Origin of the sequence: Bartonella sp. AA74HLJMH, assembly GCF_042197045.1 — a bacterium.
Lineage (GTDB): Bacteria > Pseudomonadota > Alphaproteobacteria > Rhizobiales > Rhizobiaceae > Bartonella.
Genome location: NZ_JBHIRJ010000110.1, coordinates 1 through 956, shown reverse-complemented (window position 1 = coordinate 956; position 956 = coordinate 1). Strand labels below are relative to the sequence as shown.

Here is a 956-nt window from a genome sequence, read left to right as displayed (position 1 = left end):
CACCTAAACGCCCGATTAACATCACTTTATTTAGCATGTTTTTTCTTACCTTAAATTTGTATTTTAATACATAGAAATACCTTAACATGATTTGCATATTTTTTCAATTATTTCAATGATATATTATTAATTATTAACATATTAAATTATGTTTAATATGCTCTTTGATAAATAATCAATTGACATAAATGCATGGTGTATAGTATCAAGTATCAAGAGGGTATATATGGCAATCGTTAGTTTTAAGCATAAAGGGTTGAAATTATTCTTTGAAAGAGGAGTCTGCAAAGGCATACAACCCGCGCATGCTAAAAAATTAGCAAACATTTTAGTAATTTTAGATACAATATCCGCGCCTGAACAAGTTACTCTTAAATCGTATCGTCTACATGCGCTTACGGGCGATTTAAAAGGTTACTGGTCAATGCGTGTCAATGGAAATTGGCGTGTTACCTTTCGTTTCATTGGGACAGACGTTGAACTGGTTGATTATCAAGATTACCATTGAGTTTTGAGGTGTTATTATGATGTACAATCCTCCACACCCTGGCGGCATTTTGAAAGAAGAATTGCTTGATGAATTAGGGTTAACAGTAACAGAAGCTGCAAATCGTCTTGGCGTTGCACGTTTAACTTTATCCCGCGTCTTAAACTGCCATGCGGCGATTAGTATTAACTTAGCTTTACGGTTAGAAAAAGCGGGTTTAAATGATGCGGAATTCTGGCTTAAATTGCAACAAAAGCATGATTTGTGGCAAGCTCGGCATAACAGCCCAATCCCACATATTTCACCTCTAGAGCAAGTAGGGCATCTTTAGAAAGACTTAGCCCATCTTTCTTCACACCTAGAGGTCATGTTCTTTAAAATCAAGCAGCCCACGATAGTTTTTTATGCTCTTGTTGATTTTATCGAACGTTGAGAAGAAACAACGTAATCTGAACAGTTTTATAAAATC

2 protein-coding genes are annotated in these 956 nt (G+C 35.4%); both read left to right on the top strand.

Features of this window, described 5'->3' with window-relative positions:
- Positions 1-226: 226 nt before the first annotated feature.
- A complete protein-coding gene (locus ACFINH_RS10015) occupies positions 227-508 on the top strand; it encodes a type II toxin-antitoxin system RelE/ParE family toxin (RefSeq protein ID WP_252619286.1) in 282 nt (93 codons plus the stop codon).
- Between the two features lie 16 nt (positions 509-524).
- The gene (locus ACFINH_RS10010; protein WP_004856691.1) at positions 525-818 is read left to right on the top strand and encodes a HigA family addiction module antitoxin; all 294 of its coding nucleotides are present in this window, start codon (positions 525-527) and stop codon (positions 816-818) included.
- Positions 819-956 lie beyond the last annotated feature (138 nt).

Bases quoted from the DNA above. Each gene is read 5' to 3' on its own strand.
- ACFINH_RS10010 (WP_004856691.1), top strand. From the start codon at position 525: ATGATGTACAATCCTCCACACCCTGGCGGCATTTTGAAAGAAGAATTG.
- ACFINH_RS10015 (WP_252619286.1), top strand. From the start codon at position 227: ATGGCAATCGTTAGTTTTAAGCATAAAGGGTTGAAATTATTCTTTGAA.